The 25,607-nt window shown below is 71.9% G+C and carries 21 protein-coding genes; 12 read left to right on the forward strand and 9 right to left on the reverse strand.

The features are described 5' to 3' along the window. Positions 1-17 precede the first annotated feature (17 nt). A complete protein-coding gene (locus tag OG245_RS09610; RefSeq protein ID WP_371627848.1) occupies positions 18-1,517 on the reverse strand; it encodes an MFS transporter in 1,500 nt (499 codons plus the stop codon). 212 nt (positions 1,518-1,729) lie between these two features. Between OG245_RS09610 and OG245_RS09615 the strand changes: the two genes are divergently transcribed. Continuing rightward, positions 1,730-2,329, forward strand: a complete 600-nt coding sequence (locus tag OG245_RS09615) for a TetR family transcriptional regulator (RefSeq protein ID WP_371623104.1) — start codon at positions 1,730-1,732, stop codon at positions 2,327-2,329. Positions 2,330-2,532: 203 nt separating this feature from the next. Here OG245_RS09615 and OG245_RS09620 read toward each other — a convergent pair whose 3' ends face one another. Next, on the reverse strand, positions 2,533-3,297 hold the full coding sequence (locus OG245_RS09620; RefSeq protein ID WP_371623105.1) for a GntR family transcriptional regulator: 765 nt from the start codon (positions 3,295-3,297) through the stop codon (positions 2,533-2,535). 160 nt (positions 3,298-3,457) lie between these two features. Here OG245_RS09620 and OG245_RS09625 point away from each other — a divergent pair, with 160 nt between their 5' ends. Together OG245_RS09625 and OG245_RS09630 are read left to right on the forward strand one after the other, a co-directional pair. Then, positions 3,458-3,796: a hypothetical protein gene (locus OG245_RS09625; RefSeq protein ID WP_371627849.1), complete on the forward strand. Its 339-nt coding sequence runs from the start codon at positions 3,458-3,460 to the stop codon at positions 3,794-3,796. 211 nt (positions 3,797-4,007) lie between these two features. Beyond that, on the forward strand, positions 4,008-4,304 hold the full coding sequence (locus OG245_RS09630; RefSeq protein ID WP_371623106.1) for a hypothetical protein: 297 nt from the start codon (positions 4,008-4,010) through the stop codon (positions 4,302-4,304). Between the two features lie 561 nt (positions 4,305-4,865). Here the strand turns inward: OG245_RS09630 and OG245_RS09635 are convergent. Beyond that, on the reverse strand, positions 4,866-5,006 hold the full coding sequence (locus OG245_RS09635) for a hypothetical protein (protein ID WP_371623107.1): 141 nt from the start codon (positions 5,004-5,006) through the stop codon (positions 4,866-4,868). Between the two features lie 555 nt (positions 5,007-5,561). Further along, positions 5,562-6,923 (reverse strand): type I glutamate--ammonia ligase, encoded by a 1,362-nt coding sequence (glnA, locus tag OG245_RS09640; RefSeq protein WP_003969536.1) that lies wholly within the window; start codon positions 6,921-6,923, stop codon positions 5,562-5,564. A 278-nt stretch (positions 6,924-7,201) separates the two neighbouring features. On the opposite strand from glnA, the gene OG245_RS09645 reads away from it, so the two are divergent. The 6 genes from OG245_RS09645 to OG245_RS09670 all read left to right on the forward strand — a co-directional run bounded on the left by OG245_RS09645 (position 7,202) and on the right by OG245_RS09670 (position 13,486). After that, complete coding sequence (locus OG245_RS09645) at positions 7,202-7,894, forward strand: DUF3105 domain-containing protein (protein WP_371623108.1); 693 nt, start codon at positions 7,202-7,204, stop codon at positions 7,892-7,894. Then, complete coding sequence (locus tag OG245_RS09650) at positions 7,891-8,646, forward strand: DUF305 domain-containing protein (RefSeq protein WP_371623109.1); 756 nt, start codon at positions 7,891-7,893, stop codon at positions 8,644-8,646. The genes OG245_RS09645 and OG245_RS09650 overlap by 4 nt, the downstream gene beginning before the upstream one ends. 233 nt (positions 8,647-8,879) lie before the next feature. Continuing rightward, a complete protein-coding gene (locus OG245_RS09655; RefSeq protein ID WP_371623110.1) occupies positions 8,880-9,305 on the forward strand; it encodes a CBS domain-containing protein in 426 nt (141 codons plus the stop codon). Positions 9,306-9,427: 122 nt separating this feature from the next. Then, on the forward strand, positions 9,428-9,910 hold the full coding sequence (locus OG245_RS09660) for a hypothetical protein (RefSeq protein ID WP_371623111.1): 483 nt from the start codon (positions 9,428-9,430) through the stop codon (positions 9,908-9,910). Between the two features lie 92 nt (positions 9,911-10,002). Continuing rightward, positions 10,003-11,610, forward strand: coding sequence for a multicopper oxidase family protein (locus OG245_RS09665; RefSeq protein WP_371623112.1), 1,608 nt, complete (start codon positions 10,003-10,005; stop codon positions 11,608-11,610). A gap of 121 nt (positions 11,611-11,731) precedes the next feature. Continuing rightward, complete coding sequence (locus OG245_RS09670) at positions 11,732-13,486, forward strand: NAD+ synthase (protein ID WP_371623113.1); 1,755 nt, start codon at positions 11,732-11,734, stop codon at positions 13,484-13,486. A gap of 124 nt (positions 13,487-13,610) precedes the next feature. On the opposite strand, the gene OG245_RS09675 is transcribed toward OG245_RS09670, so the two are convergent. The 4 genes from OG245_RS09675 to OG245_RS09690 form a co-directional block, all read right to left on the reverse strand. Continuing rightward, positions 13,611-14,879, reverse strand: a complete 1,269-nt coding sequence (locus OG245_RS09675; RefSeq protein ID WP_371623114.1) for an MFS transporter — start codon at positions 14,877-14,879, stop codon at positions 13,611-13,613. A gap of 204 nt (positions 14,880-15,083) precedes the next feature. Beyond that, positions 15,084-16,109, reverse strand: a complete 1,026-nt coding sequence (locus OG245_RS09680) for an endonuclease/exonuclease/phosphatase family protein (protein WP_371623115.1) — start codon at positions 16,107-16,109, stop codon at positions 15,084-15,086. A 237-nt stretch (positions 16,110-16,346) separates the two neighbouring features. Further along, positions 16,347-17,012 (reverse strand): TetR/AcrR family transcriptional regulator, encoded by a 666-nt coding sequence (locus OG245_RS09685; RefSeq protein ID WP_371623116.1) that lies wholly within the window; start codon positions 17,010-17,012, stop codon positions 16,347-16,349. Between the two features lie 205 nt (positions 17,013-17,217). Continuing rightward, positions 17,218-18,864, reverse strand: a complete 1,647-nt coding sequence (locus OG245_RS09690) for a DHA2 family efflux MFS transporter permease subunit (RefSeq protein ID WP_371623117.1) — start codon at positions 18,862-18,864, stop codon at positions 17,218-17,220. Positions 18,865-19,099: 235 nt separating this feature from the next. Between OG245_RS09690 and panB the strand changes: the two genes are divergently transcribed. From panB to OG245_RS09705, 3 genes are all read left to right on the forward strand, one after another. Beyond that, a complete protein-coding gene (gene panB, locus OG245_RS09695) occupies positions 19,100-20,002 on the forward strand; it encodes a 3-methyl-2-oxobutanoate hydroxymethyltransferase (protein WP_371623118.1) in 903 nt (300 codons plus the stop codon). Between the two features lie 192 nt (positions 20,003-20,194). Then, a complete protein-coding gene (locus OG245_RS09700; RefSeq protein WP_371623119.1) occupies positions 20,195-21,208 on the forward strand; it encodes an ATP-binding cassette domain-containing protein in 1,014 nt (337 codons plus the stop codon). Beyond that, positions 21,205-22,062, forward strand: coding sequence for an ABC transporter permease (locus OG245_RS09705; protein ID WP_371623120.1), 858 nt, complete (start codon positions 21,205-21,207; stop codon positions 22,060-22,062). The genes OG245_RS09700 and OG245_RS09705 overlap by 4 nt, the downstream gene beginning before the upstream one ends. A gap of 38 nt (positions 22,063-22,100) precedes the next feature. Here OG245_RS09705 and OG245_RS09710 read toward each other — a convergent pair whose 3' ends face one another. Then, entirely contained in the window at positions 22,101-25,505 is a 3,405-nt protein-coding gene (locus OG245_RS09710; RefSeq protein ID WP_371623121.1) for a BTAD domain-containing putative transcriptional regulator, read from the reverse strand. Between the last annotated feature and the right edge of the window lie 102 nt (positions 25,506-25,607).

The raw sequence follows: 25,607 nt of genomic DNA on the forward strand, positions 1-25,607 counted from the left end.
ATCCCGGTGTCGCTCTCCTACAGATCGACGCTGTCCCGCAGCTTGGTGGGCGTCAGGAACAGGGAGGCGATGACGCCGATGACGGCGATGCCGGCCGAGATGAGGAAGATGTGGCCGGTCGCCTCCCCGTACGCGGCCCGGACGACGTCCTGGACCTGGGGCGGCATGGCGGCGACGTTGAGGGTGGAACCGCTGGAGCCGGACGCGGCCGGGTCGATGCCGAGTCCCGTCAGTCCGTCGGTGATCCTGGTGGCGACCTGGTGGGCGAGGACCGCGCCGAGTACCGAGACGCCCATGGTGCCGCCGAGGGAGCGGAAGAAGGTGATCGCCCCGCTGGCCGCGCCGATCTCGCTGAGCGGGACGGTGTTCTGGAGGACGAGCACCAGGTTCTGCATCGACATGCCGACCCCGACGCCCACGCCCAGCATCCCCAGCGACACCAGGACGAGCGAGGTCCGGTGGTCGATGAAGGACAGTCCGAGGAAGCCGAGGGCGAGGACGATCACGCCCGCGACGATGAACGGCTTGACCTTGCCGGTCTTCGACACGAGGCGTCCGGCGACGGTCGAGGAGACGAGTACGCCGGCCATCAGCGGGATGGTGAGCAGTCCGGCCTCGGTGGGCGAGTAGCCCCGGCCGATCTGGAAGTACTGGCCGAGGAAGACCGCGCCGCCGAACATGGCCATGCCGACCGCGAGACTGGCGACGATGGCGAGGGCGGGGTCCCGGCGGCGGACGACGTGCATCGGGACGACGGGGTCCTTGACCCGGGTCTCGACGAGGACGGCCGCACCGAGGATGAGTACGCTCCCGCCGACCATGAGGCCGCTCTGCCAGGAGATCCAGTCGAAGTCGGTGCCGACGAAGGTGACCCAGAGGAGCAGGAGGCTGACCCCGGCGGCGATCAGCGACGCGCCGAGGTAGTCGACCTTGGTCCCGGGCCTGCGGACCTCGGCGAGGTGCAGGGTGCGGGCGAGGATCACGGAGGCGACCAGCGTGAACGGCACGGCGATGAAGAAGCACCAGCGCCAGCCGAGCCAGGAGGCGTCGGTGATGAACCCGCCGAGCAGCGGCCCGCCGACGGTGGCGACGGCCATGACGCCGCCGAGGTAACCGTTGTAGCGGCCGCGCTCCTTCGGGCTGATCATCGCGGCGATGATCACCTGGACGAGCACCTGGAGCGCGCCCATGCCGAGCCCCTGTACGGCGCGGAAGGCGATCAACTGCTCGGTGGACTGGGCGAATCCGCAGGCGATCGACGAGACGACGAAGAGCCCGATGGCTATCTGGAGCAGCAGCTTCTTGCTGAACAGGTCGGCGAGCTTGCCCCAGATCGGGGTGGAGGCCGTGGAGGCGAGCAGGGTCGCGGTGACGACCCAGGTGTACTGCGACTGCGTGCCGTCGAGGGACCCGATGATCTGCGGGAGCGCGACCGAGACCACGGTGCTGCTGATCATCGCCACGAACAGCACGATGAGCAGTCCGCTCAGGGCCCGCAGGACGTGCCGGTGGTCCATGGGTGCGGCGGCGGGGGCCCCGGCCGGGGCGGTGGCGGTGTCTGCTGCGCTCACGCGCAACCTCCGGAAAGTTCGTACGAGAGGCCCGTACGGGGCGGTCGTCACGGTTTCCGCGCGCGCCGGGTACGGGAGGGAGAAGACTTCACCATACATACACACTGGGCAATTTTGCCCACTGCGCAACAATCTCGCACCCGGGGGATAATGCCCCCATGGACAGCAGCACCGCGGGACCGGGACTCCGGGAACGCAAGAAGGAAGCCACCCGCCAGGCCGTGCACGAGGCGACCCTGCGCCTGACGGTGGAGCACGGCTTCGACCAGGTGACGGTCGAGGCGGTGGCGGACGCGGCCGGAATCTCCCGCAGGACGTTCTCCAACTACTTCACCAACAAGGAGGATGCCCTCCTCTACGGCGAGGAGCAGCAGATCAGGGCCCTGGTCCGCACGGTGAGGGGCCGCCCCGCCGACGAACCCGCCTGGCCGGCGCTGCGCGCGGCGGTGGCCCAGTTCGCGGAACGCGTGGCGCCCCCGGAGCGCGAGTGGGCGGTGCGCACCCGCCTGGCGATGCGCCACCCCTCGCTGCTGGCACGCCAGTTGGCCAACCACGCCACCCTGGAACGCGACCTGGCCGATGCGGTGGCCGCCCGTCCCGGCCCGGCCTCGGCGCCGGTCCGCCCGATCGTCCTGGCGGCGGGCTTCCTCTCCTCGCTCCGGATCGCGATGCGCATGTGGATCGAGGAGGACCTGGCCCGCGAACCGGCGGCGGTGATCGACGAGATCCTGGACGAGATGGGGCGGGGCTTCGCGTGAGGGACGGGACGGGACGGGGCGGACCCAGGACCTCCCCACGCACGCCCGACGCCTGACAGCTCATGACTGACGGCTGGCGGCTGGCGGCTCAGGGCCGACGGCTGACGACTCACACCTGAACGCACGACCGAAGGCTCACGACTCGGCGGCCCGTCGACGCCCCGAGGAGGGCGCCACCCGGAGCCCGGCCCTCAGCTCCCGTCTCAGGAATCCGGCTGATCGACGCGGATCTCGTAGGCGATCTCCCAGCGGATGTCCGGCACGATGATGTCGGCCGTCTCCACGGGGCGGCCCTCGCGGTCGAAGTACGTGCGCTCCACCTCGATGACCAGGTCACCGATGGAGATCCCGAGCAGATTCGCCTGCTCCCGCGTCGCGCGGGCCGGGCGGGGAAGCTCGATGCCGGTGGCGATGTTCACGCCGATCGACCGCATCCGCTCCACGACACCGATCTTGCCGAGCGGACCCATCTCGGGGAGCAGGACCGGGGTGCCGTCGGTGATGGCCATCGGCTCCCAGCTCTTGGAGAGCTGTACGGGCAGGCCGTCGGCGAGGAACTCGTAGTCGGTCACGACACAGAGGTCACCGGGCTCGATCGCCAGCCGCTCGGCGATGTCCTCGGGCGCGGGAACGCGCGCCGTGCTGGTGCACTCCCAGTCGGCCTCGTGGTCGAGCTCGCTCATGTCCGCGGCGAAGGGGCCGCCGGCGCGCTGCTCGCGGTGGCGCGAGCGGACCATGCGCCGACGCTCGCGGGCCCGGCGGACATAGGTGCCGGAGCCGGCGCGGCCTTCGAGGATGCCCTCGATGATCAGGCGCTCCATGGCCCGCTGCGCCACGGACTGACCGACGCCGTACTCCTCGGCGAACCGGGCCCGGGACGGCAGCTTGTCCCCCACCGCCCATTCACCGGCCCGCACACGCGCTCTCAGAGCATCCGCCACCTGCAAGTACGGCGTATCACGTGGCATTTGAGCAGCTCCGTGTGTTCGGCGTCGGTAGGGGCGTCGCTGTTGACAAAGCTAACCCATCAGGTTGAAGCTGAGTATTCAGCATTACATGGAGTGACATTCGGTTCATCAGGGGAGAAGTGTGCGCTCTGCACAAGCGCGGGTCGCGGCACTGACCGGCATGCTGGCCGCCGCCACGGGCACCGAACCGCGCGTCACGGCCGGCCTGGACGCGTTCCGCGTCGAGGCCGATCTCCCCTCCCGGCTGAGCGCGACCGCGCACTCGGCCGTCCTGGCCGCCCTGGCCACGGCGGACCGCTACGGCCACACGCTCAGCCGCACCGCCGAATACGTGTGGGCCGAGATCGGCAGAGAGGCGAACGTGACGACGACCGAATCCCCGGACACGGCGTACCGCGCCCTGCTCGGCCACACGATGACGTGCACCGCCTGCCGGACCGGCGCGATCTGCCCCGACGCCACGAAGCTCGTACGCGTCTGGCGGGAGACCCGCCGATGAGGTGCGGTGCGGAGCGCCGACGGGAACGGATCGCGGCCGCGACGAACCGGCGGCACACGGTCGGCGAACCCCTCGATCCGCCCCGGACCCGGCCATCCCTTCCTCGCCGGAACACCGGCCGGGCCGGATCGCCACCACCCCCTCACCAGAGACGGAGGCACCTGATGCGCAGGACCCACCAGGCGTTACCGGCACCATCCGGGAGGCCGGAATGATCGCCCTCTCCGCGACGGACGTCCGCGTCTGCGAGGCGTGCTGGAACGCCCCGGTCACCGCAGCCCGCCATACCTCCACCGGCCGTGACCTGCTCTGCGAGGAGTGCGTGGAGGGCGACTATCCACGCCGCGTCGACCTCTTCCCACCGTTCGGCGTCTACGGCCTGACGGCCCGCAAGGTCCTGAACGACGGCAGACACGGCAGCGGCCCCCCGAAGCCCCCGCCCAACCCGGGCCCTCCCCTGCCGAACCCGCCCCCGACGCCGTCACCGCGCGGGACACCACCGGTGTAGCGAGCCCCCGCATCCTCCTGGAGGCAACGGGGCCGAAGGGCAAGCCCCGCGACCCGGCATCCCGACCCGAGCCGTTCATGCGCCACGCCGGGGAGAAATGGCCACCCGAAACCCCTCCCTGTCAGTGGCCTCGGGTACTGTAGGCCGCCCCACAAACGGAGCATGGCACTCCGGGTGTGGAGTACGGCTAATACGCACCAAAAGACGCCTACACAGCGCCCGATCGCATGTGCGTTGAGTCACCCTTGGAGGGTGACTTACGTCACAACCTGGGCCATGAAATCCCATTGAGCAGCATCCTTCCCGGTTTCCACGGGCCGACCGCGCTGATCAACATGCGATCTCCGGGTGCACAGCGCCCGTAAAGCAAGGCAAGATGGGGACGTCGCCCGGCCCGAATGTGACGCCAATCACTCCACCGGGCGTTGCAATACCAGTCAGTAAGCAGTCCGGCATCCGGACACAAGGAAGGCCCCACCCGCGCCCGCGAAGCACTAGGTGAGGCCCTCCCGCACACCGACTGCAGCGAGGCCCCGGCCGGTCAGGTCGGGGCTTTTCGCGTTAGACGAGCAGATCCCTCACGGCGCGGTACGCCGCGTAGATCGGCCCCAGCCATCGGGCGGTCCGGTAGGCCCGGTCCCGTTGGCCGCAGTCCTGGTGCTCTCCCTTTGGCCGGGATTTCTTGTTCTTCTTCTTGGCCATTCGGGGGCTCACCCTCTCTGCCGGTTGGGTCCGCGCGGTTCGCAGGACCCGCCTGGTGAGGCCCACAAGGATCGTGGACTCCGCGGGAGGCACGAGAACTCCGAGCCCTCAGAGCGAGTGAGTGGCCCGTACTCTACCCGGGTGAAGGGCACCGCGCGTTCCCGTCAACACGGACACCAGTCAGGTTCATTGGGGCACCCGGTGCCATGGCGACTCGATTCACACGGCACGCAGAGCCACCGCAGGGTCACTCCAAGCCCCCTAGCTGCGGACCTTCATGACGGTGCGTCGAGCGCCGAGAGGCAGTTCCCACCCGTCGAGTTGCCAACGTCACACAGGGGGCTCACATGGAGGCGGATTCGCGCTCCCGAAGTCCGGTTCGCGACCGAGTCGAGAAGGTTCACCGTCTCGGGATGAGCGCGCGTTGTCCGACCTCGATCGGCCCGCATCGTCGGCAGGCTGCCGCCCCGACGAGAAGAACGCCCTGTGGGCGGGCCGCCTCGGCTGAACCGGGTGGCCCGCCCACAGGGCGTTCCCAGAACCGCCGGCCCGCGGTTACAGCACCGGCAGCAGGTTCTTCAGCTCGAAGGCCGTGACCTCGCTGCGGTACTCCTCCCACTCCTGCTTCTTGTTGCGGAGGAAGAAGTCGAAGACGTGCTCGCCCAGCGTCTCGGCGACCAGTTCGCTCTTCTCCATCAGCGAGATCGCCTCGCCCAGGTTCTGCGGGAGCGGCTCGATGCCCATCGCGCGGCGTTCGGCGTCGGAGAGGGCCCAGACGTCGTCGTCGGCGCCGGCGGGGAGTTCGTAGCCCTCCTCGATGCCCTTGAGGCCCGCGGCGAGCAGGACCGCGTAGGTGAGGTACGGGTTGGCGCCGGAGTCGATGGAGCGGACCTCGACGCGGGCCGAGCCGGTCTTGCCGGGCTTGTACATCGGGACGCGGATGAGGGCGGAGCGGTTGTTGTGGCCCCAGCAGATGTACGAGGGGGCCTCGCCGCCCGCGCCGGCCGCGCGGGACGAGCCGCCCCAGATGCGCTTGTAGGAGTTGACCCACTGGTTGGTGACGGCCGAGATCTCCGCCGCGTGCGTCAGCAGGCCCGCGATGAAGGAGCGGCCGACCTTGGAGAGCTGGTACTCCGCGCCCGACTCGTAGAAGGCGTTGCGGTCGCCCTCGAAGAGGGAGAGGTGGGTGTGCATGCCCGAACCCGGGTACTCCGAGAACGGCTTCGGCATGAACGTGGCCTGCACGCCCTGCTCCAGCGCCACCTGCTTCATCACCAGACGGAACGTCATGATGTTGTCGGCCGTGGAGAGCGCGTCCGCGTACCGCAGGTCGATCTCCTGCTGGCCGGGGGCGCCCTCGTGGTGGCTGAACTCGACCGAGATGCCCATCGATTCGAGCATGGTGATCGCCTGGCGGCGGAAGTCCATGCCGACGTTCTGCGGCGTGTGGTCGAAGTAGCCCGAGCTGTCCGCCGGGGTCGGGCGGGTGCCGTCGACCGGCTTGTTCTTCAGCAGGAAGAACTCGATCTCGGGGTGGGTGTAGAAGGTGAAGCCGAGGTCGGACGTCTTGGCGAGGATGCGCTTGAGGACGTAGCGCGGGTCCGCGAAGGACGGGGAGCCGTCCGGCATCAGGATGTCGCAGAACATCCGCGCGGTGCCGGGGGCCTCCGCGCGCCAGGGCAGGATCTGGAAGGTGCCCGGGTCCGGCTTGGCGATCATGTCCGATTCGTACACCCGGGCGAAGCCCTCGATGGCCGAGCCGTCGAAGCCGATGCCTTCGTCGAACGCCTGCTCCAGCTCGGCCGGAGCCACGGCGACGGACTTGAGGAACCCGAGGACGTCGGTGAACCACAGCCGCACGAAGCGGATGTCGCGCTCCTCAAGGGTCCTGAGGACGAATTCCTGCTGCTTGTCCATTGCCACATCCTTGCAGTTCAGACGGTCCGTGCACCACCGCCCGGGGTAGGGGGACACTTCAGTATCGCGACCCGGGATTTCCCCCAGATTACGCACACGGTGTGAGAGAGAGCACTCGGCCACCCACTACGATCGGCGACCGTGGCGCACGGGGGCGGCAGCCGAGCAGTGGCCGGCTTCCCGCCCTGCTTCCCACCCGGCTTTTCCGCCCGTCCGCGCGCGGCGGTCCACGGACCGCCCTCCCGCTTCCCGGCCCCTTCGCAGAAGGACTCGACGACATGAGCTTCGACCCCCGGAACCCCCAGCCGCAGGCCCCCGACACGCGCGCCCGCGCCACCCGCAACCGGGCCATCGCCATAGGGCTGAGCGCTGCCGTCGTGGCCGGTCTCGTCGCCTTCGGTTCGTACCTGCTGCTGGAGAACTCCGAGGCGAACGAGAAGTCCACAGGCGCTTCGGCGGCCCAGGACGGCAAGCACCCGGGCGGCCACGGCGACTCCCACGGCAACGCCACGGGCGCGGCCATCGAGGGGCTGAAGTCCTGGGACGCGGCGAAGCTCGGCCGTCGGCACGTCACGGGCTCGGTGGACTATCCGATGAAGCCTCCGGTCGGCGGCGACCACAACCAGTCCTGGATGAACTGCGACGGCGACGTATACGAAAAGGCGCTCCCGGACGTGAACGCCGTGCACTCCCTGGAGCACGGCGCGGTCTGGGTCACCTACAACGGCAAGGCCGCCGACGCCGAGGTGGCCGCGCTGGCGGAGCGCGTCGGGAAGACCCCGTTCACGCTGATGAGCCCGTACGCCGGTCAGGAGGGCGCGATCATGCTCAGCGCCTGGGGCAAGCAGGTCTCCGTCGACTCCGCCGACGACAAGCGGGTGGACCAGTTCCTCGCGCGGTACGTCCAGGGCGCGCAGACCCCCGAGCCCGGCGCCCCCTGCACCGGCGGGCTGGCGACGGTGCCGCGGTGACGGCCGGGGGTGATGGCGGCGAGGTTCCTCAGGCCCTCGTGGAGCGGCGGAAGACCCGGCGCGTCCGCCGGGCGGCCGGTGCCGCCGTGGCCCTCGCCCTGCTCTTCGCGGGGGCGGCCACCGTCGCCTCCGCGCGGGGCGGCGGGGACGGGGACGGGGCAGCGGCGGAGGACGCCGGTGTGCGGGTTCCGGGGGCCTCGTCCGCCGACGCCGGGTTCGCCCGGGACATGGCCGTCCACCATCAGCAGGCCGTCGAGATGTCGTTCATCGTCCGCGACCGCACGGACGACCAGGACGTACGCCGTCTCGCCTACGACATCGCCAACACCCAGGCCAACCAGCGCGGCATGCTGCTGGGCTGGCTCGACCTGTGGGAGTTGCCGAAGGTCGCCCCGGGCGGGGAGCAGCCCATGGCGTGGATGGCCGATACGGATGGGCACGAGCACGGCGGGCACGGCTCGGGCGACGCCGGAGCGGGTTCCGGTGCGGACGGGGTGCTCATGCCCGGCATGGCGAGCCGCTCCGAGCTGGCGCGGCTCGGCCGTCTCGACGGTGAGGAGGCCGAGGTGTTCTTCCTCCAGTTGATGACGGACCACCACAAGGGCGGCGTCGACATGGCCGAGGCCTGCGCGTCCCTGTGCGCGGTCCCGGCCGAGCAGCGGCTCGCCCGGGGCATGGTCGAGGGCCAGCAGTCCGAGCTGGGGCTGATGCGGGACATGCTGGCTGAGCGGGATACCCAGCCTCGCCCCTGAGCCGGGACCCGGGCCCCGGGACCCTGAGTCGGAACCCGGAGCTCCCGGGCTTGGGGCTCCGGGGCTCCGGGGCTCCGGGGCTCCGGGGACCGACGACGGGTGCGTCAACTTTCGCCCTTGCGTCGGCGCACCCGAACGGGTGATTACGGTCGCGCGGCCCCGGCAGGCCGGTGACCATGGGTTGCGCTCGGGGCCGTACGGCAGTGCTATCGGCACGCAGGAGGAAATCCCCCATGACGACCGCCAGAGACATCATGCACAGCGGGGCCCGCTGGATCCCGGCCCACGAGACGCTCGACCGTGCCGCGCAGCTGATGCGCGAGCACAACGTGGGCGCGCTTCCGGTGTCCGCCAACGGTGACTCCGACCGGATGGTCGGCATCATCACCGACCGCGACATCGTCGTCGGCTGTGTGGCCAAGGGGCACGACCCGGCGAAGGTCACGGCGGGCGATCTCGCGCAGGGCACGCCCCGCTGGATCGAGGCGGAGGCCGATGTGGACGCGGTCCTGGAGGAGATGCAGACCCATCGCATCCGCCGGCTGCCCGTCGTCGAGAACAAGAAGCTGGTCGGCATGATCAGCGAGGCCGACCTCGCGCAGCACCTCACCGAGGAGCAGATCGCGGGCTGGGCCGAGAAGGTCTACGCACGCGGCTGAGCACCCGTACGGCGGTGGCCCGGCGCCCGCCCCCGCTCCGGCGGAGTGACGGAGGTGTGAGGGAACGGTGCCGGGCCGCCCCCACCCAGGGGCGTATACCCGCCAGGGGTAGGGTGGCCCGCATGGCGGGCAGGACGCGGAGCAGGGGCGTGACGTACGGGCAGCTGATGCTGTTCGCCGCTCTGCTGTTCGGCATCGTCACCATGCACACGGTCGGGCATCCGGCGGAGCACGGCGGTTCGTCTCCCTCTGCCCCCGCCGCGAGCGAGCACACGGCCCAGGGCCCCGGCCCGGCCCAGGGCCCGATCATGAACCCGGCCCAGGACCCGGCCCAAGCTCTCATTCCGGGCGTCGCCGACGCCCGGCAGTCGCCGCACGACTCCCCCGGCTCGGGCACACCCATGAGCGGCATGGATCCGCTCTCCGTCTGCCTCGCCGTCCTCGGCGCCTGGGGCCTCGCTCTCGTCGGTTCCTGGCTGCTCGGCCTGCGCGCCGACGGACGGCCCCTCGGTACGCCGGTGGGTGCGGGGCTGCTGCGGGCCCTGCGGCCGATTCCGCCGCCCCGGATATCGGTGCTCGACAGCGTCTCGGTGCTGCGTATTTAGGAGTGGGCGTCTCACCTCCGCCCACTCCTTCCTCGTGACACCCCGTCACGACAGCCCTTCGGTTCTTGCAGTTCTTCAGAGGTGTATTCGGCATGCCCACGCAACCCACTCGACGCGCCGTGCTCGGCGCCGCTCTCGCCGTCGCCGGCACGGGAGCCCTCGCCGCCTGTTCCGACGGTGGCGGCGGCGACCACGGCGGTGCGCACTCCCCCGGCGGTGCGCAGGACTCAGGTACGTACGTCTCGCCCGGCGGCAAGGAAGTCGAGGCGGCCGAGGCGGCGCGCGGCTCCGGCCCCGTGCGCGAGGTCTCCCTCACCGCCACCCGCGCCCGGCTCGACCTCGGCGGCGGGCGGACCGTCGCCTCCTGGGCGTACGGGGACCGGCTTCCCGGGCGCGAGGTGCGGGTGACGGCGGGCGACACGCTCGCCCTCACCCTCGCCAACCATCTGCCGGAGCCCACCTCCCTGCACTGGCACGGCCTCGCCCTGCGCAACGACATGGACGGGGTCCCCGGGCTGACCCAGCGGGACATCGCGCCGGGGGCCGACTTCGCGTACCGGTTCACCGTGCCGCACCCGGGGACGTACTGGTTCCACCCGCACTCCGGCGTCCAGCAGGACCGGGGGCTGTACGCGCCGCTGATCGTCGAGGACCCGAAGGAGCCGTTGGCGTACGACAAGGAGTGGGTCGTCGTCCTCGACGACTGGGTCGACGGCGTGGACGGGTCCACTCCGGACGCCGTCCTCGGGGAGCTGTCCGGGGGCATGGGCGGCGGGATGGACCACGGCGCGCACACCATGTCGGGCGAGGAGGACGAGAAGGACGGGAGCGGTGACCGGAGCGGTGACGGGCCCTCGCGGATGATGATGGGGGCCACCAGCGAACTGCTCGGCGGTGACGCCGGTGATGTGGCCTACCCGCACTACCTGGTCAACGGGCGGGTGCCGCAGGACCCGTCCTCCTTCTCCGCGCGGCCCGGCGACCGCATCCGGCTGCGGATCATCAACGCCGGTGGCGACACGGCCTTCCGGGTCGCGCTCGGCGGGCACCGGATGACCGTGACGCACACCGACGGGTTCCCGGTCCGGCACACCACGGGTGACGCGCTGCTGCTGGGAATGGGCGAGCGGTACGACGTCCTCGTCACCGCCGGCGACGGGGTCTTCCCGCTGACCGCGCTGGCCGAGGGGAAGAAGTCCGGGAAGAGGGAGGCCTCCGCGCTGGCCGTGCTGCGGACCGGGAGCGGGGCCGCGCCCGGCGCCTCCGTACGGCCCAAGGAGCTGGACGGGAAGCTGGTGGAGGCGGGGCGGCTGGTGCCGGATCCGTCGGTGGCGCTGTCCGCCCGCGCGCCGGACCGGACGATCCGGATCCGGCTCACCGGCGGGATGGCGAAGTACGACTGGGCCTTCGACGGGCAGCCGTACAGCGCGAAGCACCGGCGGCCGGTGGAAGCGGGCGAGCGGGTGCGGGTCGTCTTCGACAACGGGACGGCCATGTGGCATCCCCTCCATCTGCACGGGCACACCTTCGCGCTCGGCGGGAACGCCGCCGGGGCCCGCAAGGACACCGCGATCGTGCTGCCGCACCGGTCGCTGACCGTGGAGTTCGACGCCGACAACCCCGGGCTGTGGATGGTCCACTGCCACAACGTCTACCACGCGGAGGCGGGGATGATGACGGTCCTCGGCTACCGCAGCTGACCCTGCGATCCCCGGCGGGTCAGGGCCGGTAACAGCTTCGACCTGCGGTTTCGGTGGGCCGGAGCAGATTTTGCCCGGCCCGCCGGGACATCGCGTCAGAAAGACGATTACACTGGGCGGCGTGCCTCAACTACGCCTCGCACTGAATCAGATCGACTCCACCGTCGGCGACCTCGCCGGCAACGCTGAGGCGATCGTCCACTGGACCCGGCACGCCGCCGAGCAGGGCGCCCACCTGGTGGCGTTCCCCGAGATGGTGCTGACCGGATACCCCGTCGAGGACCTGGCCCTGCGGTCGTCCTTCGTCGAGGCCTCGCGGCAGGCGCTCCGCGCGCTGGCCGCCCGGCTCGACGCGGAGGGCTTCGGTGAACTGCCGGTCGTCGTCGGCTACCTGGACCGCTCCGAGCACGCCGCGGCGCGCTACGGGCAGCCCGCCGGGTCTCCGCGGAACGCCGCCGCCGTGCTGCACCGCGGTGGGATCGCGCTCAACTTCGCCAAGCACCACCTGCCGAACTACGGGGTGTTCGACGAGTTCCGGTACTTCGTGCCGGGCGACTCGATGCCCGTCGTCCGGATCCACGGCATCGACGTGGCCCTCGCGATCTGCGAGGACCTGTGGCAGGACGGCGGGCGCGTCCCGGCCGCCCGGTCCGCCGGGGCCGGGCTGCTGCTGTCGATCAACGCCTCGCCGTACGAGCGGGACAAGGACGACACCCGGCTGGAGCTGGTCCGCAAGCGGGCCCAGGAGGCCGGCTGCACGACGGCCTACCTGGCGATGATCGGCGGCCAGGACGAGCTGGTCTTCGACGGCGACTCGATCGTCGTCGACAAGGAGGGCGAGGTCATCGCCCGCGCCCCGCAGTTCTCCGAGGGCAGCGTCATCCTCGATCTGGAGCTGCCCGCCGCCGAACCCGCGGCGCCCTCCGGCGTGGTGGACGACGGACTGCGCATCGACCACGTGGAGCTGTCCGACCGCCCCGTGGACGCGTACGAGCCGGAGCTGGCGGGCGGGTACGCGGAGCGGCTGGGCGACGAGGAGGAGATCTACTCCGCGCTGGTCGTGGGGCTGCGCGCGTACGCCGCGAAGAACGGTTTCAGCAGCGTGCTGATCGGGCTCTCCGGCGGCATCGACTCGGCGATCTGCGCGGCCATCGCCTGCGACGCGCTCGGCGCTGAGCACGTGTACGGCGTCTCGATGCCGTCGAAGTACTCCTCGGACCACTCCAAGGGCGACGCGGCCGAGCTGGCGCGGCGGACCGGGCTCAACTTCCGTACGGTGCCGATCGAGCCGATGTTCGACGCGTACATGGAGTCGCTGGAGCTCACCGGTCTCGCCGAGGAGAACCTCCAGGCGCGGCTGCGCGGCACGATGCTGATGGCCCTGTCCAACCAGGAGGGGCAGATCGTGCTGGCGCCGGGCAACAAGTCCGAGCTGGCGGTCGGCTACTCCACGCTGTACGGGGACGCGGTCGGCGCGTACGGGCCGATCAAGGACGTCTACAAGTCGTCGGTCTTCCGGCTGGCGAAGTGGCGCAACCGGGCCGCCGAGGAGCGGGGGCAGACCCCGCCGATCCCGGAGGCCTCGATCACCAAGCCGCCGAGCGCCGAGCTGCGGCCGGGGCAGGTCGACACGGACTCGCTGCCGGACTACGACGTCCTGGACGCGATCCTGGAGATGTACGTCGACCGGGACCAGGGTCTCGACGCCATCGTGGCGGCCGGTTTCGACGCGGAGCTGGTGGCGAAGACGCTGCGGATGGTGGACGCGGCCGAGTACAAGCGGCGGCAGTATCCGCCGGGGACGAAGATCTCGCCCAAGGGGTTCGGGAAGGACCGGCGGCTGCCGATCACGAACCGGTGGCGCGAGTCGTCCTAGCGGGGAGGGTGGTTACCGGGGGCGTCCGGCGCTTCGTTCTGTCCTCGAGCGCCGGACGGGCCGGTGGTCCCGCAGGCCCGAGGCCGAGGTGGCCGCGGGCCCGTCCGCCGCGACGGTTCCGTCCTCAAACGCCGGACGGGCTGGAGTGGGTGCCGGACCGGCTGGAGTGGTGGGTGTCGGGCGGGATGGGTGCCGGCGGTTCGGTGGTCGTGGCTCGGGAGCCTGCTGCCACCACGCGGGACTTCCGGGACGGGGCGCGGTCCAGGTAGCCCGCTGTCGCCGCCACCGCCAGGCCGGTCACCGCCAGCACCGCGCCGACCAGGGCCGGGGAGGTCCAGCCCCAGCCCGCCGCGATGGCGAGGCCGCCCAGCCACGCGCCGCCGGCGTTGGCCAGGTTGAACGCGGAGTGGTTGGAGGCGGAGGCCAGCGTCGGGGCGTCCTTCGCCTTGTTCATCACCAGCATCTGGAGCGGGGTCGTCGTCATGAAGCCGACTCCGCCCAGCAGCACCACCATCACCAGCGCCGCCCACGGCACGTGCGCCGTGAACGGGAAGACCACCAGGATCACCGCGAGCGCGCCGAGCGATCCGTAGAGGGTCGGGCGCAGCGCCCGGTCCGTGAGGGGGCCCGCGGCCAGGGCGCCCAGGGTCATCCCGATACCGAAGAGGGCCAGGACCAGGGTGACCGAGGACGCGCCGAAGCCCATCGCCTCCGTGGTCATGGCCGAGAGGTACGAGTACACCGCGAAGACCCCGGCGAAGCCGAAGACGGCGGTGAGCAGGCCGAGGACCACCTGACGGTTGCCGAGGGCGCGCAGTTCGCGGCGGACGTCCTGGTGCGCCTCGACGGGAATGTGGGGCACCAGGCGCGTGAGGGCCGCCATCGCGGCGAGGCCGATCGCCGCGACCACGAGGAAGGTGGCCCGCCAGCCGAGGTGCTGGCCGAGCAGGGTGGCGGCCGGTACGCCGACGATGTTCGCCACCGTCAGGCCGAGGAACATCGTCGCGACGGCCCGCGCCTGGCGGCCCTCGGAGACCAGCCGGGCGGCGACGACCGCGCCGACGCCGAAGAACGCGCCGTGCGGGAGCCCCGCGAGGAAGCGGCCCGCGATCAGCCAGCCGAAGTCCGGGGCGAGCGCCGAGGCCAGGTTGCCGACGGTGAACAGGGCCATGAGGAGCAGGAGCATCCGCTTGCGCGGGACCCGCGAGCCGAGGCCGGTGAGCAGGGGCGCGCCCAGAACGACGCCGATCGCGTACGCCGACACGAGGTATCCGGCCGTGGGCACGGACGTGCCGAGGTCGTCCGCCACGTTGGGCAGCAGCCCCATCATGACGAACTCGGTCGTGCCTATGCCGAAGGCGCTCACGGCCAGGGCGAGGAGAGCCAGGGGCATGGGGAGGGGACCTTTCGCGATCACTCGGGGCGGGAGCAGAGGCAGGGGGCAGCGGCAGAACGAAGAGCCGTCGCCTCGGGCGGTGCCGGGCGACGGCTGGGTCTTCTTTATGTATGCGGCTGGAACAAATTGTCGCAGACGTTCTGTGCCGCGCGGTGAACGGGCGGTTGCGCGGCCGCGATCACCGCTTGGCGCGGGCCGTGATCACAGCTCCACGCGGGCCGCGATCGGGAGGTGGTCGCTGTCGGTCGCCGCGAGGGTCCAGGAGGCCATCGGCTCGACGCCCTTGACCATGATCTGGTCGATCCGGGCCATCGGGAACGAGGCCGGCCAGCTGAATCCGAAGCCGTCGCCCGCCGCGCCCTGGGTGGACCGCATCTGCGCGGTGACCGCGTTCAGCGAGCGGTCGTTCATCGTGCCGTTCAGGTCGCCGAGCAGGACGACGCGCTCCACCCGTTCGTCGGCGATGGCCTCGCCGAGGGCGTCGGCGCTGTTGTCGCGCTGGTTGGCGGTGAACCCGGCGTGCAGCTTCACGCGCACGGACGGCAGGTGGGCCACGTACACCGCGACCTCGCCCTGCGGGGTCCTGACCGTCGAGCGCATCGCCCTGGTCCAGCCCATCTTGATGTCGACGGGCTTGGTGTCGGCCAGCGGGTACTTGCTCCACAGGCCGACGGTGCCCTGGACCGAGTGGTACGGGTAGCGGTCGGCCAGCGACTCCTCGTACGTGGAGACCTGCCCGCCCGGGAGTTCCTGGAGGGCCACGACGTCCGCCCCGGAACCGGCGACCTGCTGGGCGGTGCCGTCGGGGTCGGGGTTGCCCGCGTTGACGTTGTGGGTGGCGACGGTGAGGTCGCCGCCGCCGCCGGACTTGTCGGTGAGCAGGCCCCCGAAGACGTTGAGCCAGACCACGGCGGGCAGCAGCAGCGCGATCACGGCGGTCGCGGAGCGCCGCACCAGGCCCAGGATCAGCAGCACCGGGATGAAGAGCGCGACCCACGGCAGGAACGTCTCGACGAGGCTGCCGAGGTTGCCGAGCCGGTTGGGGATCTGCGCGTGGACGACCATCAGCAGGGTCAGCAGCACCGAACAGAGCGCCAGCACGATCCCTCGCCGCCAGACGCCCCGGTCGGACCTCAGCCTGTCCCACAGGCCCCGGAAGCGGGACCCGCCGGTCTCCGGCCGCTCCGCGCTGCCGTGGTCCGTGTCCGCCCCGTACGCCTGCACCATCGCACTGTCCTCACTGCCTTGCCCTGCACATCGCCGCGCACTCGACCCTAGGCGATGAGCGGCGTCTTTCCGGCCGTCGGCCCACAGACCCGCCCGACGTCCCACGTCCGTACGGAGTGCCCGTACGGACGACAGGACGACGGAGGCCGGACGACGGGTTCCGGCGCGGGGCAGGCCGGGGGGCCTTGTGACAGAACGATCACACTCGTACGGGGACGAGCCCTTCCAGCGACACGGTCACCCTCGTACCGGGGCGAGCCCTCCCAGCAGGGCGCCGATGACGCGGTCCACGAGGTCCTCGGGGAGCGGCGCGTCGGGGCGGTGCACCGTGCGGACGAGCATGGGGCCGACGAAGAGGTCGTCGATCAGCTCCACGTCGAGGTCGTCGCGCAGTTCCCCGGCGGCGACGGCACGCCGCACCGCCTCCAGCATCGCGACGCGCCGAGGGGCGATCACCGTGCCGGAGTACTCCTGCCACAGCTTCGGGTGGCTCTTCATCTGGGCGAAGATGTTGACCAGGAGCACCGAGGAACGCTGGGCGAGGCCCCGGGTGCGCATCGATTCCAGCATCACGCGCAGGTCGGCGAGTCCGGCGGTGCCGGAGACGGGCGGGTCGGTGGGCTCCATGTCGCGTACGACGTCGACGAAGAGCTCCTCCTTTCCGCTCCAGCGCCGGTAGATGGTGGCCTTGCCGACGCCCGCGGTGCGCGCGATGCGCTCGATGGAGAGGCCCGCCAGCGGCTCGCCCTCCTCCAGGAGGACGATGACGGCGTCCAGGATCGCCCGCTCCGCCGCGGCGGAGCGGGGCCGTCCGCGGCGGGGCTCCGGATCCGCCGCCCCGGCCGGCGGCTCGCCGCCGTCCCGCGCCCCGTATCCGTCCCGCTCGCCGTCCTGGCCTTGCACCTGAAGCCGCCTCTCGCCGCGCTGTCGTCCCGCGTACGTTCCCGGCGCTCGCCCCGGTACGTGCGTCGCCCCGATTCTCGCCGACCCGGGAGGCCCGGAGCGACGGGCCCACCGGGCGGGCCTCGGCCCGCGGGGCCCGTCCTGCCAGGTTCTCACCGGGCCGGCCGTGTCCGACCGGGACCGTACGACACCGTGCGACCGGGTGTCAGCGGCTCAGCTTCTCCTTCTCCTCCTTCTGCTCCTTCGCGGGCGGGGCTTCCGCGGGCGGGGCTTCCGCGGCCTCGGCCGCCCCGGTCGACGCCGGGGTCCGGCCGGGCAGGAACAGGCCGACGACGAGGGCGCCGGTCAGAGCGACGGCCGCCGAGCCGAGCGCGGTCACGTGCATGGCGCTGATGAACGCGTCGTGGGCGGCGGCGACCAGCGGCTTTCCGGCCACCGGACCGAGCTTCTCGGCGACGCCGAGCGTGGCCTCGATGGATTCGCCCGCCACGTCCCTGGCCCCGGCCGGGACGGCGCCGAGGTGGCCCTCGATGTCGCCCCGGTAGACGGTGGAGAGCACCGAGCCGAGGACCGCGATGCCGAGCGCCCCGCCGACCTGGCGGAAGGTGTTGTTGACGGCCGATCCGGAACCGGCCTTCTCGCGGGGCAGCGCCTGCATCACGGCGACGGTGACGGGCGGCATGATGTGCGCCATCCCGGTGCCCTGGACGAAGAAGACGAGGCACATCACCCACACCGGCGTACCGGTGTCGAACAGGGCGAACGACGCCAGCCCGGCGGCGACGAGCAGCATGCCGACCGTGCAGACGGCGCGGGCGCCGAAGCGGTCGACGACCAGCCGGGCCCGGGGCGCGAAGATCATCTGGGCGGCGGCGAGCGGAACGATCAGCAGGCCCGACTCCAGGGCGGTGTAGCCGCGCACGCTCTGGAGGTAGAAGGCGGAGAAGAAGGTCACGCCCATGAGCGCGAAGAAGACCAGCGCGATGGCGGCGACGGCGGCGGAGAACGCGGGCTTGCGGAAGTACGTGATGTCGATGGCCGGGTGGCTGCTGCGCTTCTCGTGCCAGACGAATCCGGCCAGCACCAGCAGTCCGCCGACGATGGCGACCAGGACGGTGGTGTCGGTGAAGTCGGCCAGTTCGCCGCCCCGGATGATCCCGTACACCAGCAGGACCAGGCCCACGATGGAGAGCGCGACGCCCGCGGGGTCGACCTTGCCGGGCTTCGGGTCGCGGGAGTCGGGGACCAGGACCGCCATGGCGACCAGGGCGATCACGACGACCGGGACGTTCACCAGGAAGATCGAGCCCCACCAGAAGTGCTCCAGGAGCAGCCCGCCGGTGATCGGGCCGATGGCGATGCCGAGCCCGACGCTGCCCGCCCAGATGCCGATGGCCCTGGGCTGCTCGTCGCGCTCGAAGACGTTCATCAGGACGGCGAGGGTGGCGGGCATCACGAAGGCCGCGCCGAAGCCCATCAGCGCCCGCCAGGTGATGAGCTCACCGGGCGAGGCGGAGAAGGCGGCCAGCGCGGAGCCGACGCCGAAGACCAGGATGCCGGCGAGGAGGACCTTCTTGCGGCCGATCCGGTCGCCGAGCAGGCCCGCGGTGAACAGCAGCCCGGCGAAGACGAGCGTGTAGGAGTTGATCGCCCACTCCAGCTCGCTCTGGGTGGCGCCGATGCCGGTGGGGGCGGGGCTCGCGATCGTCTTGACCGCGACGTTCAGGATCGAGTTGTCCAGCACCACGATGAGCAGGCTGAACATGAGGACGGCGAGGATCCACCAGCGGCGGCGGTGGATCGCCTCGGGAACACGGGGCGCGGCGGCGGGAGCGCCGGACGGTATGGGCATGCGGACGATCCTAACCTCATTTCGATACGAGACCGTCTCGTATTGTTGAAGGTTTCCCCACCGGCTCCCCACCGGCTCGCCGCCGGTTCCCCGCTGACTCCCCGCCTGTTCCGCGCCGGCCGTCGTTCGGACACGCGTGCGGGCCCACTTCCCGAGTCGCGGGGCGGGATGCCACCATGGAAGGGATCCGGGGACGCCGTCAGGGCGCCTCGAGATGACGAAGGAGCCACCGGCCATGTCGCTTCAGGCTGCACAGAATCCGTCTTCCCCCACGGGCACCTCCGCCTCCCCCGCAGGTGCGTCCGCCGACAGCAGCAAAGCGCTGTACGGAGGGAAGTCCACCCGCCGCATCACCGTCCACGACATCGCCGCCGCCACGGAGCGCGGCGAGAAGTGGCCGATGCTCACCGCCTACGACGCGATGACCGCGTCCGTCTTCGACGAGGCCGGCATCCCGGTCATGCTCGTCGGGGACTCCATGGGCAACGTCCACCTCGGCTACGAGACCACCGTGCCCGTCACGATGGACGAGATCGCCATGCTGTCCGCCGCCGTCGTCCGGGGCACCAAGCGCGCCCTGATCGTCGCCGACCTGCCCTTCGGCTCGTACCAGGAGGGTCCGGTCCAGGCGCTGCGCAACGCCACCCGGCTGATCAAGGAGTCGGGCGTCGGCGCGGTCAAGCTGGAGGGCGGCGAGCGGTCCCACGAGCAGATCCGGCTGCTGGTCGAGGCCGGGATCCCGGTCATGGGGCACATCGGCCTGACCCCGCAGTCCGTCAACGCGATGGGCTACCGGGTCCAGGGGCGCGGCGAGGAGGCCGCCCAGCAGCTGCTGCGCGACGCCAAGGCCGTACAGGACGCGGGCGCGTTCGCCGTCGTGCTGGAGCTGGTGCCCGCCGAGCTGGCCGCCGAGGTCACCCGTACGCTGCACATCCCGACCGTCGGCATCGGCGCCGGTTCCGCGACCGACGCCCAGGTGCTCGTCTACACGGACATGGTCGGGCTGACCGGCGGCAAGGTGCCGCGCTTCACCAAGCAGTACGCGAACCTGCGCCAGGTGCTCGGCGACGCCGCGAAGGAGTTCGCGGACGAGGTCGTCGGCGGCACGTTCCCGGCGCCGGAGCACACCTTCCACTGATGCTCCCCTGAGGCCCGCGGGCCTCCAGCTCTTCCGGCGCGCGTCCGACCCGCGCCCACCAGCCATTTCCCGCACCACCGACAGCCCGCCGACATCCCCCATCGGCGGGCTGTCGCCTGCGTGGCACCCGGTGCCGGGCCGTGTCGGCGGCCTGTCGGCGAACTGTCGGCGGGCCCTGGTGTGCTGGTGGACATGGAACGAATCGACAAGAACCCCAGCAGCGGCCGGAACGCCGTCGAGGTGCGGGGGCTGGTCAAGCACTACGGCGAGACCAAAGCACTGGACGGCGTGGACCTCGACGTCCGCGAAGGCACCGTCCTCGGTGTGCTCGGACCCAACGGCGCCGGCAAGACCACCCTCGTACGCTGCCTGTCCACCCTGATCACCCCCGACTCCGGCCGCGCGGTCGTCGCCGGCTACGACGTGGTGAAGCAGCCCCGGCAGCTCCGCCGCACCATCGGCCTCACCGGGCAGTACGCCTCGGTCGACGAGAAGCTCTCCGGCTGGGAGAACCTCTACATGATCGGGCGGCTGCTCGATCTGCCCCGCAAGCGGGCCAGGGCCCGTGCCGACGAGCTGCTGGAGCGGTTCTCGCTCACCGAGGCCGGCAAGCGGGCCTGCATGGAGTACTCCGGCGGAATGCGCCGGCGGCTCGACCTGGCCGCCTCCATGATCGGCAACCCCTCCGTGCTCTACCTGGACGAGCCGACGACGGGGCTCGACCCCCGGACCCGCAACGAGGTCTGGGACGAGGTGCAGCGGATGGTCGCCGAGGGCGCGACCGTCCTGCTGACCACCCAGTACATGGAGGAGGCGGAGCAGCTCGCCAAGGAGCTGACCGTCATCGACCGCGGGAAGATCATCGCCCGGGGCGGGGTCGACGAGCTGAAGGCGAAGGTCGGCGGACGCACCCTCCACATCCGGCCCTCGGACCCGGCGGAGCTGGCCGCGATGGCGCAGGCGATCCGGGAGGCGGGCCTCGACGGCGTCGCCGGTGCGCAGGCGGTGCCGGACGAGGGCCTGCTGTACGTGCCGATCCTCAGCGACGAGCAACTGACCGCCGTCATCGGGCTGCTGGGCGTCCGGGGGTTCTCCCTCGCCCATGTCTCCACCGCCCTGCCCAGCCTCGACGAGGTGTTCCTCGCGATCACCGGCGACAAGACCGCGCCCCTCTCCGACCCGGCTCCCCAGGAGGTCGCCGCATGAGCACCACGACACTGACCCCCGCCCCCGCCGGGACCGCGGGAACCACGCATCCGAAGGTGCGGGACGAGGAGGGCCGGATCGGGCTGCGGGCCAATCTGCGGCACATCGGGGCTCTGGCGCGGCGCAATCTGCTCCAGATCAAGAAGGACCCCGAGTCGATGTTCGACGTCCTCCTGATGCCGATCATCTTCACGCTGCTGTTCGTGTACGTCTTCGGCGGCTCGGTCGGCGGCAGCCTCGGCGGGACCCGGCAGGACTACCTGAACTACCTGATTCCCGGGCTGATGGCGATGATGGGCATGAACATCGCCATGGCGGTCGGCACCGGCGTCAACGACGACTTCCGCAAGGGCGTCATGGACCGGTTCCGGACGATGCCGATCGCCCGCTCCTCGGTGCTCATCTCCAAGATCGTGGTCGAGCTGGGCCGGATGATGGTCGCCATCACCATCCTGCTCGCGATGGGCTTCGCCCTCGGCATGACGCTGGGCACCTCGGTGCTCGGGCTGCTGGGGGCCGTGGCGCTGTCGGCGGTGTTCGGCGCCGCCATCATGTGGATCTTCATCGTGCTCGGCCTGGCCATGAAGACGGCCCAGGCGGTCCAGGGGATGGGAATGCTGGTGCTGATGCCGCTGCAGTTCGGATCCTCCATCTTCGCGCCGCCGACGACCATGCCGGGCTGGCTCCAGGCGTTCACCGACTACAACCCGCTGTCCAATCTGGCGGACGCGGCGCGGGGTCTGATGATGGGCGGCCCGGTCGCCGACTCCGTCTGGGTGACGCTCGCCTGGGCTGCGGGCATCACGTTGGTGATGGCTCCGCTGGCGGTGTCCAAGTTCCGCAAGAAGGCCTGAGCCGACGGGCCCGAGCGGGTGGGCCCGTCGCAGAAGCGTTACGCCGGAGGGGTGCGCCGGTACGTCTCCGCCAGGGCGGTGGCCTCGTCGAGAGTGAGGCCACCGCCCTCCCCGTACGCCGCCGCGTACGCCTCGTCGCCGAGCCGGTCCCGGGCGGCCTGCTCGGCGAGCACCGAGTTGCGGTGCTCCATCAGGCTCGGCACGTGCCCCTCCGGGAGGAGCGTCGCCTGGAACGCCAGCAGCCGGGCGGCGTCCTCGCCCGCTCCGGGGCCTCCGAAGCCGGCGAGCGCGTGCGCGATGGCCGTCAGATGGGCCGAGGGCATCTGCGGGGCCACCATCATCGACAGCGGCTCCAGCGCGCTCTCCAGCGCGATCAGCGCGTTGTCGAGGGCGGAGACGTGGGCGCCGTCGAGGTTGTCGAGCCAGGCCAGCACGCCGTGGACGAACCCGCCGAAGATGGCGACGTCGCGGGACTTGAAGTCCTCGCGGACCAGCTGCGCCTCCCGCCGTGCCTCGTCGACCCGCCCCTGGAGCCCGAGGACGAACCCCAGGTGGATGCGGGCCATCGGCGTCGCCTCGTGACCGGACTGCCGGCCGTTCTCGGTGACGTCACGCAGGATGGCCTCGGCCTCCGGGAGGCGGTCGAGCTCGATGAGGGCTCCGGCGTACCGGGCACGCAGCAGCGCCGCCTGGCTCTGGGCGCCGATCTTCTGCGCGTACTCCACCGCGGCCCGGTAGTCGTCCAGGGCCGCCGCGAACTCCCCGGCGCGCTCGTTGGCCTCTCCCCGCGCGGACAGCGCCTCGGCGGCGCCCCAGTCGTCGCCCAGCCGGGTGTAGATCTCCAGGCTCTCGTCGGCGTCGGCACGCGCGTCCGCCACCCGCGCGGGGCTGTTGGACAGGAGGTTGGCGCGGGTGTGGAGCGCGGAGCCCAGCTCCCACTCGCCGCCATGGACCCGGGAGGCCCTGACCGTCTCGTCGAGCACCGCGAACAGCCGGTCCATGTCACCGGTGAGCATGACCGCGAACAGCCAGAACGATCCGGGCATGCGGCAGGTCTGCGGCATGCCGGGCCGGTAGGTGTCCGTGATGATCTTCAGGCGCGCCTTGCCCTCGGGGGTCGACCATGCGCTGATCGCGTTGTCCACACCGGCCAGTTGGATCAGCGACACCCCGCGCCGCGCCTCCGCGAGCTGTTCGTCGTCCATCGGCGGCGGCCGGTCGGTGGGCCCTTCCAGGAGCGCCGGGGCCCGGACACCGGGCGGGGCGAAGGGGTCGGGGCCGAGCGAGGCGGCGAGCTCGCTCCACTGGCGGGCTTCCGAGCGCAGGTCCCGCAGCATCCAGTACCAGGCCAGCGACAGCACGATGCAGAGGGCCTCGTGTTCGTCCCGGGCGGCGACGGCGTGGCGGAGCGCGGTGCGCAGGTTCTCGTACTCCCGCTGGAACACCGCGATGGCTTCGCGCTGGCCGCCTCCGCGCATCCTGGGTCCGGTGATCCGGGCCAGCTCCCGGTAGTGGACCAGGTGGCGGCGCTCGACGGCGTCCCGTTCGGCGGCCTCCTCCAGGCGCTCCGCGGCGTATTCGCCGACCGTCTCCAGCAGCCGGTAGCGCATCTCCTCGTCGTCGCCGGGCGCGGCGACCACGAGGGACTTGTCGACGAGGGACCCGAGGAGGGCGGCGACGTCCAGGGAGTCGACGGCGACGCCGCCGTCGGGGGCGGGGAGTGCGCAGACCTCCTCGGCGGCGGCCAGCGAGCAGCCTCCGGCGAAGACGGAGAGACGGCGCAGCACGGCGCGTTCGGCGGCGTCGAGCAGGTCCCAGGACCAGTCGACGACGGCGCGCAGGGTCTGCTGGCGGGGCAGCACGGTCCGGCTGCCGTTGGTGAGGAGGCGGAAGCGGTCGTCGAGCCGGTCGGCGATCTGGCGCGGGGTGAGCATCCGCAGCCGGGCGGCGGCCAGTTCGATGGCGAGCGGCAGTCCGTCCAGTCGGCGGCAGATCTCGGCGCAGGCGGCCGCGGTCGCCTCGTCCGCGTCGGTGCGGAAGCCGGGGCGGGCCGCCGCCCCGCGCTCGGCCAGCAGGCGCAGCGCCATCGGGTCCGGCAGCGGGTCGACGGGGCGGACGAACTCGCCCGGCACACCGAGGGGTTCGCGGCTGGTGGCGAGGACGGTGAGCTGCGGGCAGTGGGTCAGCAGCCGGTCGGCGAGAGCGGCCGCCGCTTCGACGACGTGCTCGCAGTTGTCCAGGAGGAGCAGCATCCGGCGCGGGGCGCAGTGCTCGGTGAGGCGTACGAGGGGGTCGGCGCCGGTGCGGTCGGTGGCCCGCAGTTCCTCGGCCCCCGCCCCGCGCAGCACGGTCTCGCGGGCGCCGAGCGCGGACAGGACGGCTTCGGGCACGCTGTCCGGGTCGTCGACCGGTGCCAGCTCGGCGAGCCAGACGCCGTCGGGCCAGCCATCGGCGGCGGCCTCCGCGGTCTCCTGGGACAGCCGGGTCTTGCCCGCGCCGCCGGGGCCGAGCAGGGTGACGAGCCGGCTCCGGGCGAGGTCGTCGCGGAGCGCGGCGATGTCGCTGTCGCGCCCGACGAAGCTGGTGAGCCGGGCCCGGAGGTTCCCGGGCGGGGCCGACATCGGGGTCGGGGGCGGGGTCGCCGGGGAGGGGTGCGTCCCCGGGGCGGGCGGGTCGACCGGGGCGGGGCGGGGTGCGGGCCCCGGCGCGGGCGGCGCGGCCGGTTCCTGGTGGAGCAGTCCGGTGTGCAGGGCGCGCAGGGCCGGGCCCGGGGCGGTGCCGAGGCGGTCGTCGAGCAGGGTGCGGACCTCCTCGTACGCGGCCAGCGCCTCGGCGGGGCGGCCGGCGTCCCGCAGGGCCGTGATGCGCAGGACCTGGAGCGGCTCGTCGAGCGGGTGGGCGTCGCAGAGCACGGCCAGCTCCGGCAGCGCCTCCCCCGGTCGCCCGGAGGCGAGGAGGGCCGTGAGCCCGGCGCGGCGTGCGTCGAGCCTGCGGGCCTCCCAGCGGGACGCCGTCGCCGCGCGGTCGGGCAGATCGGCGAGGGCGGGCCCGTGCCACAGGGCGAGGGCCTCCTTCAGGAGGGCGAGGGCGCCCGACGCGTCGCCGTTCTCCAGGGCCCGGCTCCCCTCGCCCGCCAGACGCTCGAAGCGGTGCAGGTCGACGGCGTCCGGCGGGGCGGCGAGCCGGTAGCCGCCCTCCACGGACTCGACGGCGCTCCGGCCCAGGGCCCGCCGCGCCCTGCCGACCAGGGCCTGGAGGGCGCCGGCCGCGTCGGCGGGCGGGTCGCCGTCCCACACCTCGTCGACGAGGACCCCGACCGGGACGGTCCGGCCGGGGCGCAGCGCGAGCACGGTGAGCAGGGCGCGCAGCCGCGCCCCGCCGAGGGGGACGGCCGTGCCGTCGTCGCGGAGTGCCCGGGTGGTGCCGAGGATGCAGTAGCGCACGGGCCCATTGTCCGTGACGGAGGAGGGCGGGGCGTTGGCCGGGTGGAACTCCACAAGCGGTCTCCGACGTTCCAGCCCTGTCGGACCGTACGATCACGCTCT

It is taken from the genome of Streptomyces sp. NBC_01116 (assembly GCF_041435495.1).
Lineage (GTDB): Bacteria > Actinomycetota > Actinomycetes > Streptomycetales > Streptomycetaceae > Streptomyces.

Excerpts from the sequence above, each read along its gene's own strand:
- OG245_RS09610 (WP_371627848.1), bottom strand. The coding sequence starts at position 1,517 with ATGGACCACCGGCACGTCCTGCGGGCCCTGAGCGGACTGCTCATCGTG.
- OG245_RS09615 (WP_371623104.1), top strand. The coding sequence starts at position 1,730 with ATGGACAGCAGCACCGCGGGACCGGGACTCCGGGAACGCAAGAAGGAA.
- OG245_RS09620 (WP_371623105.1), bottom strand. The coding sequence starts at position 3,297 with ATGCCACGTGATACGCCGTACTTGCAGGTGGCGGATGCTCTGAGAGCG.
- OG245_RS09625 (WP_371627849.1), top strand. The coding sequence starts at position 3,458 with ATGCTGGCCGCCGCCACGGGCACCGAACCGCGCGTCACGGCCGGCCTG.
- OG245_RS09630 (WP_371623106.1), top strand. The coding sequence starts at position 4,008 with ATGATCGCCCTCTCCGCGACGGACGTCCGCGTCTGCGAGGCGTGCTGG.
- OG245_RS09635 (WP_371623107.1), bottom strand. The coding sequence starts at position 5,006 with ATGGCCAAGAAGAAGAACAAGAAATCCCGGCCAAAGGGAGAGCACCAG.
- glnA (WP_003969536.1), bottom strand. The coding sequence starts at position 6,923 with ATGGACAAGCAGCAGGAATTCGTCCTCAGGACCCTTGAGGAGCGCGAC.
- OG245_RS09645 (WP_371623108.1), top strand. The coding sequence starts at position 7,202 with ATGAGCTTCGACCCCCGGAACCCCCAGCCGCAGGCCCCCGACACGCGC.
- OG245_RS09655 (WP_371623110.1), top strand. The coding sequence starts at position 8,880 with ATGACGACCGCCAGAGACATCATGCACAGCGGGGCCCGCTGGATCCCG.
- OG245_RS09660 (WP_371623111.1), top strand. The coding sequence starts at position 9,428 with ATGGCGGGCAGGACGCGGAGCAGGGGCGTGACGTACGGGCAGCTGATG.
- OG245_RS09665 (WP_371623112.1), top strand. The coding sequence starts at position 10,003 with ATGCCCACGCAACCCACTCGACGCGCCGTGCTCGGCGCCGCTCTCGCC.
- OG245_RS09675 (WP_371623114.1), bottom strand. The coding sequence starts at position 14,879 with ATGCCCCTGGCTCTCCTCGCCCTGGCCGTGAGCGCCTTCGGCATAGGC.
- OG245_RS09680 (WP_371623115.1), bottom strand. The coding sequence starts at position 16,109 with ATGGTGCAGGCGTACGGGGCGGACACGGACCACGGCAGCGCGGAGCGG.
- OG245_RS09690 (WP_371623117.1), bottom strand. The coding sequence starts at position 18,864 with ATGCCCATACCGTCCGGCGCTCCCGCCGCCGCGCCCCGTGTTCCCGAG.
- panB (WP_371623118.1), top strand. The coding sequence starts at position 19,100 with ATGTCGCTTCAGGCTGCACAGAATCCGTCTTCCCCCACGGGCACCTCC.
- OG245_RS09700 (WP_371623119.1), top strand. The coding sequence starts at position 20,195 with ATGGAACGAATCGACAAGAACCCCAGCAGCGGCCGGAACGCCGTCGAG.
- OG245_RS09705 (WP_371623120.1), top strand. The coding sequence starts at position 21,205 with ATGAGCACCACGACACTGACCCCCGCCCCCGCCGGGACCGCGGGAACC.